Here is a 9,376-nt window from a genome sequence, read left to right as displayed (position 1 = left end):
ATGACCTACGGATGGTCTTCATGTTTCCCTACGGGCACGGATTTTCCCTGATGTGCAACGGGCCAATGGCTCTGTATGACCCCCCACCACGGCCCCGCCGGCCGGCCGGGCCGTGCGGGCGCCCGGCGGATACCGGCTGGTCGAGGACCCGGCCGGGTTCACCCTCGCCGTTCCGCAGGGGTTCGCCCGGTTCACCCGGGGCGGGCGCACCGGCTACGCCTCGCCCGACGGCACGGTCCGCATCGAGGTCCGCACCGCCGCCCGCCACCCCGACGGACCGGCCGGGGCGCTGCGCGCGGAGCACGACACCGGCAAGGACCGCACGGCCGAGGTGCGCACCACCACCCACCGGGGCCTGCCGGCGGCCCGCTGGGAGCGCCTCGCCGGCGGCGGCAAGGGGAAGGACGGCGAACGGCTCCTCGCCGAGTTCGCCTGGCAGGACGCCGACCGCCTGGTCCTCCTCCGGGTCACCGCCCCGGCCGGGGACGCCGCGCGGGCGCGGGCGCACCTGGCCACCGCCGCCGACACCCTCCGGTTGCGCTGACGGCCTCCGGGGCCCGGCGGCCCCGGAGGTTACCGTCGAGTATCCAAATTCGGGACGGGCGCCTACGCTCACGTCCATGACGGATTCGCCGACCACCGCGCCCGCCCCGAGCCCGCCCGCCGGGTCGGCGGCGCACCGCAACCCCACCGCCGCCACCCCGCCCGGCGCCCGCACCCCGGCCGAGGTGGTGACCCCCGCGCTGGTGGCCCGGCTCACCCGGGACGTGCCTGGCGAGCAGCGCACCGTCACCCGCACCCCGCTCACCGGCGCCGACCTGGCCGAGCTGCCGCAGGCCGCCCCCGAGGACGTGGCGACCGCCTTCGCCGCCGCCCGCGCCGCCCGGCCGGCCTGGGCCGCCCTCCCGGTCCGCCGCCGGGCCGCGGTCCTGCTGCGCTTCCACGACCTGCTGCTGAACTGGCAGGACGAGGTCCTCGACCTGATCCAGGTGGAGACCGGCAAGACCCGGCTGCACGCCCACGAGGAGATCCAGGCGGTGGCCGTCGCCGCCCGCCACTACGGCCTGCGCGCGGCGGCCCACCTGCGGCCCCGGCACCACCTCGGGGCGCTGCCCGTCCTCACCCGGACCACCGAACTGCGCCGGCCGCGCGGAGTGGTGGGTCAGATCGCCCCGTGGAACTACCCGCTGGAGCTGTCGATCGGCGACGCCCTGCCCGCGTTCGCGGCGGGCAACGCCCTGGTCATGAAGCCGGACACGCAGACCGCGCTGACCGCCCTGTGGGCGCGGGACCTGTTGGTCGAGGCGGGCCTGCCGGCGGGGGTCTTCCGGATCGTCCTCGGCGAGGGCCCGGTGATCGGGCCCGAGGTGGTGCGGCACGCCGACTACGTCTCCTTCACCGGCTCCACCGCCACCGGCCGCGAGGTCGCCCGGTCCGCCGCCGACCGGCTGATCGGCGCCTCCCTGGAGCTCGGCGGCAAGAACGCGATGCTGGTGCTGGCCGACGCCGACGTGGCGCGGGCGGCGGCCGGCGCGGTCCGCGCCTGCTTCTCGTCCGCCGGCCAACTCTGCGTCTCCATCGAGCGGCTGTACGTCCACGAGTCGGTGGCGGACGCCTTCCTGGAGCGGTTCGTGGCCCGGACCCGGGCGCTGCGGCTGGGCACCGCCCTCGCCTACGGGACGGACCTGGGCTCCCTGGTCGGCCCCCGCCAACTGGCCACCGTCACCACGCACGTGGACCAGGCGGTGGCGGCCGGCGCCCGGGTCCTCACGGGCGGGGCGGCGCGCCCCGACGTCGGCCCCTACTTCTACGAGCCGACCGTCCTGGAGGGGGTGGCGCCCGGGATGGCGGTGCACGGGCAGGAGACCTTCGGCCCGGTGGTCTCGGTGTACCGCTTCGCCGAGGAGCGGGACGCGGTGGCCCGCGCCAACGCCACGCCGTACGGGCTCAACTCCTCGGTGTGGACCCGGGACGCCCGCCGGGGCCGGGCGATCGCCGCCCGGCTGCGCACCGGCACCGTGAACGTCAACGAGGGCTACGCGGCGGCGTACGGCAGCGCCGGCGCCCCCATGGGCGGGATGAAGGACTCCGGTCTGGGCCGCCGTCACGGCTCCGAGGGCATCCTCAGGTACACCGAGGCGCAGACCGTCGCCGAGCAGCGGATCCTGCCGCTGGGGCCGGCGTTCGGCATGACCGACGCCCGGTACGCCGAGCTGATGAACCGCGGGCTGCGGGCGCTGCGGACCCTCCGGCTGCGCTGACCGGCCGGGCGCCACGACGGGTGTGGCGGACCCGCACCCCCCTCCGAGTGCGGGTCCGCCACGTCTGGGGGGCGGTTACGCCCTGGTGTCGGCGGCCTTGCGCCGGCGCACGTACAGCAGTGCGCCCGCACCGGCCAGGACGGCGACGCCGCCGATGGCGCCGATGGTCGGCAGGGCCGAGGAGGAGCCGGTGGCGGCGAGGTTGCCGGTGATCGGCTGCTGGTCCACCCCGCCCTGCGGGCGGGAGCCGGTGCCCTCCCCGGGGCCCTTGCCCGGTCCGGGGCGGGCGGTGCCCTCGCCGGGTCCGGCCTCGCCCGGCTCCTCGTTGCTGCTGCCCGGCGCGAGGACGGTGAAGTACAGGTCGGACCCGAGACCGTCCACGACGCAGGCTTCGCCGTTCACGGCGTCCACGTAGCCGCCGGAGCCGAAGGCGTACCCGTCGCCGACCGGGGCGTCCTTCCGGATCGACAGCCGCAGCTTGCTGGTGAGGTAGTCCTGCGGCTTCATGGTCTCGACGCCGGTGAAGTAGCCGCCGGCCCACTCGATCACGACGTCCGTCTCGAACTCCTCGGTGCCGCGGATCTCGCGCCAGCGGCCGTCCTCCGGGTCGAAGTACTGGAGCGAGGCGTAGGGCGAGAGGAACTCGTTGACGTCGTCGATCTCGAAGTTCTCCACCTCGGCGTAGAACGCGACGTCGTTGAGGGTCGCCTCGGAGGTGTTGGTGGAGGTCATCGTGAACTCGTGCCAGCCGGAGCCGGCGACGATCCGCCCGGGCAGCCCGCTCACCTCGGTGGTGAGGCCCGGGTCCTCGTCGCCCCGCTCGTCGTCGAGCAGGCCGCACCAGGGCAGCTCGTCGGGGTTCTGGGGCTCCCCGTCCTCGCCGTCCGTGGCGTCGGGCGAGGGCGCGGACGGGGTGGAGGGGGGCGCGGAGGACGAGGCGGGCGCGCTCGCCGATTCGGTGGCCTCGTCCCCCTCGGCGGCGTCGGCCTCCCCGGGCTTCTCCGCCGTTCCGGACGGCGTCGTGGACGTGGACGCGGCGACGGACGGGGTGGTCGAGGCGTCGGTGGACGGCGTGCTCGACGCGTCCCCGTCCGTCGACGGGGACGGGCTCGGCGAGGTCGACGCCTCGGCGGAGGTGCTGGTGTCGGGTTCGGTGGCCACCGCCACCGGTGCGGACAGCAGGACGACCGGGGCCAGGGCTGCGGTGGCGGTTGCCAGGACCATGGCGCGGCGGAGCTTCATACGACCTCGTCACGTACGCGACGCCGGGGGCGCCAGGGGTGGGGAACTCCGCGCGGACGCGGACGGGGCCCCGGTGTCAGAAGGTGTGACACGTGCTGCGGTGCGATGGTTGTCCGCCCACCCGACAGTTTCCTGTGTGTCGTGGATCACTCGGTCCGGTGCGGGCACGGCGAAGGCCCCGCGGTGCGGGGCCGCGGGGCCTTCGGGGCGGCGGTGACGTCAGGGCAGCGTCAGCGCCGCACGGGCGGCGCCGGGAGGGGGGAGAGCGGCGCCGCGGGAGGGAGGTGCGGGGAAGTGCGGGTGGGGCGGAGGTGCGGGGCGGGCGGGACCGGGCCCGGATACGGCCGACCCCGGGCGTCCCCGGAGCCGGCCGTTCACTGGGGTGACCGGGCTGCTGTCCCCTGCCGTCCGGTCACGGACGCCGGAGCGAGGTCCCACGACCTGCGGCACGATCCGCACGTCTCATCGCTCCGGCCGAGCCACGCGTGGTGCTCGCCCGCCCCTGGCTGGCACGGACACCCGGACCAACGACGTCCGCGCCGCACCGGTCACGCTCCGTACGGGTGAGAGCGGCCCCGAACTCAGATGCGACCCCGGCAGAGCTCCAGCAGGGTCATCGCGAGCGCGGTGCCCGGCTTGCCCAGCGCCCCGCGGAAGTGGTCGAGCACCTCCATCTCCCGGGAGAGGTTCACCCGGGAGATGGAGGCGATCCGGGTCTGCTGGATCACCGCGGAGACCGCGATGCGCTCCTGCACCAGCCCGATGATCCGGTCGTCCAGGGCGTCGATGCGTTCCCGGGCCCCGGCGATGGTCCCGGCGGCCTCCTCGGTGCGGGCGCCGGTGCGCTCGGGGGTGTCGGGCGCGGGGGTGCGCTGCGGGTCGGTCGTGGTCGTCGTGGTGGCGGTGGTGGTCACGGGTGCTCCTCGGGGTGGGTGGGGCGGGGGAGCCGTCGGCCGACCCGGTCCGGGAACGACCAGGCGCCCCGGGCCTTGTCGGCCCGGGGCGCCTGGAGAGTGCTCGTCTAGATGATCAAGCAGCACGACCCTGGCAGCCGGCGGGCCGGATGCCATAGGTAAAGACGGAGGTCGGGTGTGCGATCACGCGGCCAGTATGCCCGGACGTCCGCGGGCCCGGCCAGTCCGGCTCGGGCCCGCTCGGATGCTGAGACGCGGGGGTCCGCGGCGGCCCCGTTAGAATCGGGGACAGGAGTCGTGTCAACGCCCCGCGGCGTGACCGACCCGACCCGCCAGACCGGGCCCGCGACGGCCTCCGCCGCCGCGTCCGCACACCCGCTCCACCGCCGGAAGGCTCCCCGTGTCCTCAGCGACTCCCGCTGCCGCCGCCCCCGCGACCGTCCTGGTCGTCGACTTCGGCGCGCAGTACGCCCAGCTCATCGCCCGCCGTGTCCGCGAGGCCCGGGTCTACAGCGAGATCGTCCCCAGCACCACGCCGGTCGCGGAGATGCTCGCCAAGAACCCGGCGGCGATCATCCTCTCCGGCGGCCCCTCCTCGGTGTACGCCGAAGGCGCCCCCCGCATCGACCGCGCCCTGTTCGAGGCCGGAGTCCCGGTCTTCGGCATGTGCTACGGCTTCCAGCTGATGGCCACCACGCTCGGCGGCACCGTCGACAACACCGGCGCCCGCGAGTACGGCCGCACCCCGCTGCACGTCAGCAAGGGCGGTTCCACCCTCTTCGAGGGCACCCCCGTCGAGCAGCCCGTGTGGATGTCCCACGGCGACGCCTGCTCCGCCGCGCCCGAGGGCTTCACGGTCACCGCCTCCACCGACGTGGTCCCGGTCGCCGCCTTCGAGAACGACGAGAAGAAGCTGTACGGCGTCCAGTACCACCCCGAGGTGCTGCACTCCACCCACGGCCAGCAGGTGCTGGAGCACTTCCTGTACCGGGCCGCGGGCATCGAGCCCGACTGGACCACCGGCAACGTCATCGAGGAGCAGGTCGCCGCGATCCGCGCCCAGGTCGGCACCAAGCGCGCCATCTGCGGCCTGTCCGGCGGGGTGGACTCGGCGGTCGCCGCGGCCCTGGTGCAGCGCGCCATCGGCGATCAGCTCACCTGCGTCTACGTCGACCACGGGCTGATGCGCAAGGGCGAGACCGAGCAGGTCGAGAAGGACTTCGTCGCCGCGACCGGGGTGCAGCTCAAGGTCGTCGACGCGTCCGAGCGCTTCCTGGCCGCGCTCGCCGGGGTCAGCGACCCCGAGGAGAAGCGCAAGATCATCGGCCGGGAGTTCATCCGGGTCTTCGAGCAGGCCCAGGCCGAGATCATCGCCGGGGCCCCCAACGACCAGCCGGTCGAGTTCCTGGTCCAGGGCACCCTCTACCCGGACGTGGTGGAGTCCGGCGGCGGCACCGGCACCGCCAACATCAAGTCCCACCACAACGTGGGCGGCCTCCCCGAGGACCTGGAGTTCCAGCTCGTCGAGCCGCTGCGCAAGCTGTTCAAGGACGAGGTCCGGATGGTCGGCGCCGAACTCGGCCTGCCCGAGGAGATCGTCCAGCGCCAGCCGTTCCCCGGCCCCGGCCTCGGCATCCGCATCGTCGGCGAGGTCACCCGCGACCGGCTCGACCTGCTGCGCGAGGCCGACGCCATCGCCCGCGAGGAGCTGACCGCGGCCGGCCTGGACCGCGAGATCTGGCAGTGCCCGGTGGTCCTCCTCGCGGACGTCCGCAGCGTCGGCGTCCAGGGCGACGGCCGCACCTACGGCCACCCGATCGTGCTGCGCCCGGTCTCCTCCGAGGACGCCATGACCGCCGACTGGACGCGGATGCCGTACGAGGTCCTCGCCCGGATCTCCACCCGCATCACCAACGAGGTCGCGGACGTCAACCGGGTCGTCCTCGACGTCACCAGCAAGCCCCCGGGCACCATCGAGTGGGAGTGATCCCCCGGGCGTGCCGACGCTGAACGGTGTGGAACGGCGCGGTGACGGACTCCGGTCCGCCGCCGCGCCGTTCGGCGTCAGCCGTGCAGGAGGACCGGTAGGGCGGTCAGTCGGCTGCCCATCAGTCCGCCCGGGCTCACCTGCCTGAGGTCCTCGAAGGGGACGGCGAGCCGGGCCTTCGGGAAGTCGGTCCGCAACACCGAGGCCACCGCGCGCAGTTCGAGGTGGGCGAGTTGGGCGCCGATGCAGAAGTGCGGGCCGGCCCCGAAGGCCAGGTCCGGTCCCGGGGAGCGGGCCGGGTCGGTGTTGATCCCCTGGACGTCGATGGTCAGGGGTGCGCGCGCGGGCAGTCGGGCGCCGGCCAGCTCGACCTCGGTGGTGGTGAACCGCCAGAGGGTGAAGGGAGCCGGGGGGTGCTGTCGGAGCGTCTCGCGGACCAGGGCGTCGTCGTCCTCCCGGTCGGTCGGGCGCCGGTGCGGGGGTCCGGCGAGGGCGCGGGCCACCAGGAACCCGAGGGCGGCGTCGGTGGTGAGCTGCCCGGCGAAGACCAGGGTGAACAGGTGGTAGTGCACCTGCTCCTCGGTGGTGTGCGCGGGCACCCGCTCGCGCAGTTCGGCGGCGAGTCCCCGGGCGTCCTCGCCGAGCCCGGCGGCGGAGAGTTCGCGGAGTTCCGCGATGGCGCGGCCCTGCGCGCCGGGTTCCTCGCCGAGCATCCGCCGGCAGGCGTCGGCGGCCCGGTCGACCAGGTCGAGGGGGACGCCCAGCAGGTCGAGCAGGACGGTCAGCGGGTAGCGGGTGCTGAAGTCGGCCATCAGGTCGACCTCCGTGCGGTCGGCGGCGAGTGCGCCGAGTAACGTCCGGGCGATCTCGTGGACCCGGTCGGACCGCTCCTGGATGCGTGGGGTGCTGAGGAGCGGGGCGTGGGCCCGTCGCAGCGCGGCGTGGTCGGGGCCTTCGAGGGTGGTGAGGGCCGGTTGCTCGGCGGCGGTCGGTTCGAGCCCGGCGGTCTCCCGGTCCCAGTCGGCCGGCGCGAAGGCGGGGTCCTTGGAGAACCGGGGATCCACGAGCACCTCACGGGCCAGGGACATCTCGGTCACGATCCACGCCCGCCCCCCGGCCGGGGCGTCCACCTGGACCAGGGGGCCGGCGGCGCGCAGGGCGGCGCGGCCCGGGTCGGGTTCGGTCAGCCCGCGGCGGGTCGGGGCGAAGGGGTCGAGGTCGGGCAGGTGGGGTGCGTGCGGCATACGGGGCTCCAGCGGTAAGAATCTTCATGGTGAAGTGACTTTTCGGGGAAGGTATGTTGATGCCTCACGGGCTGTCAACGCCATTGATCACGTGATCCGTTGGCGGCAGGGCGGGTGGGCGGGCGAGCAGAAAGGGAGGGGCTTGATGAGCGCCCCCTCAACACCCCGCGACACCGTGGCCCGGCGCGAGCGGCTGGCGGAGGAACTCCGTTCCTACGGCGCCGGCTTCACCGAACTGGGCCGACGCTTCGCCGCCGAGATCGGCGTCCACTCCACCGACGCCTTCGCCCTGTTGGAGATCACCTCTGCCGAAGCCCAGGGCACCCCGCTCTCCCCGGCCCTGCTCGGCAGCCGCATCCCCCTCACCTCGGGCGCCATGACCGCACTGATCAACCGCCTGGAGCGGGCCGGCTACCTCACCCGCACCCGCGAACACGCCGACCGGCGCGTCGTCACCCTCCGCAGCACCCCCCTGGCCAGGGAGCGCGCCGAAGCCTTCTTCGCCCCGGTCAACGCCCGCCAGGACGCCGTGCTGGCCGCGTACCCGCCCGAACTGCTCCGGCAGTTCGAGACGGTGTTGGGGCAACTCCGCTCCACCATGGACGCCCGGCCCCGACGGCGGGTGGGGCAGGCATGAGCGCAACGGCGGACCGCACCCGGCGGCCACGGAGGACCTGGGCCGCCGCCGCGCTCGCGGTCGTCGTGGTCGCGGGACTGCTGCACGGCTACCGCAACACCAACGTGCTGACCGCCGACCGGCTCTGCGCAGGGCTGGTCCCGGCGGCGGGCGCGGACGCGGTGCTCCCCGGCACGGGGCGACTCGGCGCCGAGCGGAACGGCCCCGACGACGGACCGGTCGACACCGAGTGCACGATCGAGAAGTCCTCGGTCCTCGTCGGTGGGGGGCGGGGCCGCCTGACCGTCCGGATCGTCGAGGAACGCGGGGACTTCGCCTTCCTGGACGGCAGCTGGTCCGATCCCGCACGGGCGTCCTTCCTCTCCGGACCGGTCACCGGCGGGTTCCAGGAGCACGACGGCTGGGTCGCCCTGCCGGAGCGGTGCTGGACCGACCAACCCGTCTTCGTCAGGGCCCACTCCACCGAACCAGTCCCCGACACCGCCGCGTTGAGCGCCCTGCTCACGGACGTCGCCCGCACCGTCGCGCAGGAGGAGGGGTGCGGAACCCTCCCCGAACGCCCCGGCGCTCCCCGGCCGCCCCGCTCGGACCCGCCCCGCCCGGCCGACGAGCGGCGCCTGTGCGACCTGGACGACCTCCCGGTGCGGGGCCTGGTGCCGGCGGGCAGCAAGGTCCTCGACACGGGCCAGTCGGCCCCCGCCGGCCTGTGGTCCTGCACCGTGTTCCTGGACGAGGAGCCGGGCCGTCCCGCGCGTGCCGACGGTTACCTGACCTACGCGGCGGCCCGGGACCCGCTGCTCCTGGCGGCCGTGGCGAAGTCGCCGGGCACGCACCGGCGCACGGCTGCCGACGGCACGGAGTCCGCGGTGGTCGGGCCGTGGCGGACCGTGCTGCCCTGCGGCGACGGCGGCGGCCTGTACCTGGCCATGGAGTCGGGACTCCAGTACATCGAGGCGCGCGAGCGCGTGCCGAGCACCCCTGATCGGGACGTGCTCTTCCGGGCGTTCCAGCGGGCCGCGACCGCGTCCTTCGACTGCGACCGGGGGAGTGCGGGGGAGTAGGGGAGACCCGTAGACCCGGACGGGACGACC

Annotated in this window: 8 protein-coding genes; 5 read left to right on the top strand and 3 right to left on the bottom strand. The window is 74.7% G+C overall.

Annotated elements, in window-relative coordinates; genetic code table 11:
• The first annotated feature begins 112 nt into the window (after positions 1-112).
• Positions 113-544 carry a serine/threonine kinase C-terminal domain-containing protein gene (locus tag ABT092_RS23700; protein ID WP_351247058.1) on the top strand — a complete coding sequence of 144 codons (432 nt, stop codon included), beginning with the start codon at positions 113-115 and terminating at the stop codon, positions 542-544.
• Between the two features lie 76 nt (positions 545-620).
• Complete coding sequence (locus tag ABT092_RS23695; RefSeq protein ID WP_351247056.1) at positions 621-2,261, top strand: succinic semialdehyde dehydrogenase; 1,641 nt, start codon at positions 621-623, stop codon at positions 2,259-2,261.
• Between the two features lie 75 nt (positions 2,262-2,336).
• On the opposite strand, the gene ABT092_RS23690 is transcribed toward ABT092_RS23695, so the two are convergent.
• Both ABT092_RS23690 and ABT092_RS23685 read right to left on the bottom strand, forming a co-directional pair.
• On the bottom strand, positions 2,337-3,503 hold the full coding sequence (locus tag ABT092_RS23690; RefSeq protein WP_351247054.1) for an LAETG motif-containing sortase-dependent surface protein: 1,167 nt from the start codon (positions 3,501-3,503) through the stop codon (positions 2,337-2,339).
• 581 nt (positions 3,504-4,084) lie between these two features.
• Positions 4,085-4,417: a chorismate mutase gene (locus tag ABT092_RS23685; RefSeq protein ID WP_351247052.1), complete on the bottom strand. Its 333-nt coding sequence runs from the start codon at positions 4,415-4,417 to the stop codon at positions 4,085-4,087.
• 400 nt (positions 4,418-4,817) lie between these two features.
• Between ABT092_RS23685 and guaA the strand changes: the two genes are divergently transcribed.
• The gene (gene guaA / locus ABT092_RS23680) at positions 4,818-6,404 is read left to right on the top strand and encodes a glutamine-hydrolyzing GMP synthase (RefSeq protein WP_351247050.1); all 1,587 of its coding nucleotides are present in this window, start codon (positions 4,818-4,820) and stop codon (positions 6,402-6,404) included.
• 77 nt (positions 6,405-6,481) lie between these two features.
• On the opposite strand, the gene ABT092_RS23675 is transcribed toward guaA, so the two are convergent.
• Positions 6,482-7,648 (bottom strand): cytochrome P450 family protein, encoded by a 1,167-nt coding sequence (locus tag ABT092_RS23675; protein ID WP_351247048.1) that lies wholly within the window; start codon positions 7,646-7,648, stop codon positions 6,482-6,484.
• Positions 7,649-7,793: 145 nt separating this feature from the next.
• Between ABT092_RS23675 and ABT092_RS23670 the strand changes: the two genes are divergently transcribed.
• A complete protein-coding gene (locus tag ABT092_RS23670; RefSeq protein WP_351247046.1) occupies positions 7,794-8,285 on the top strand; it encodes a MarR family winged helix-turn-helix transcriptional regulator in 492 nt (163 codons plus the stop codon).
• Positions 8,282-9,346: a hypothetical protein gene (locus ABT092_RS23665; protein ID WP_351247044.1), complete on the top strand. Its 1,065-nt coding sequence runs from the start codon at positions 8,282-8,284 to the stop codon at positions 9,344-9,346. Before ABT092_RS23670 ends, ABT092_RS23665 begins: the two co-directional genes overlap by 4 nt.
• Positions 9,347-9,376 lie beyond the last annotated feature (30 nt).

The organism is Streptomyces sp. NPDC002490 (assembly GCF_040296045.1).
Lineage (GTDB): Bacteria > Actinomycetota > Actinomycetes > Streptomycetales > Streptomycetaceae > Streptomyces.
The sequence above is the reverse complement of the archived record's forward strand: the minus strand, read 5'-3'. Positions and strand labels throughout refer to the sequence as shown.

Excerpts from the sequence above, each read along its gene's own strand:
- ABT092_RS23695 (WP_351247056.1), top strand. The coding sequence starts at position 621 with ATGACGGATTCGCCGACCACCGCGCCCGCCCCGAGCCCGCCCGCCGGG.
- ABT092_RS23690 (WP_351247054.1), bottom strand. The coding sequence starts at position 3,503 with ATGAAGCTCCGCCGCGCCATGGTCCTGGCAACCGCCACCGCAGCCCTG.
- ABT092_RS23675 (WP_351247048.1), bottom strand. The coding sequence starts at position 7,648 with ATGCCGCACGCACCCCACCTGCCCGACCTCGACCCCTTCGCCCCGACC.
- ABT092_RS23670 (WP_351247046.1), top strand. The coding sequence starts at position 7,794 with ATGAGCGCCCCCTCAACACCCCGCGACACCGTGGCCCGGCGCGAGCGG.
- ABT092_RS23665 (WP_351247044.1), top strand. The coding sequence starts at position 8,282 with ATGAGCGCAACGGCGGACCGCACCCGGCGGCCACGGAGGACCTGGGCC.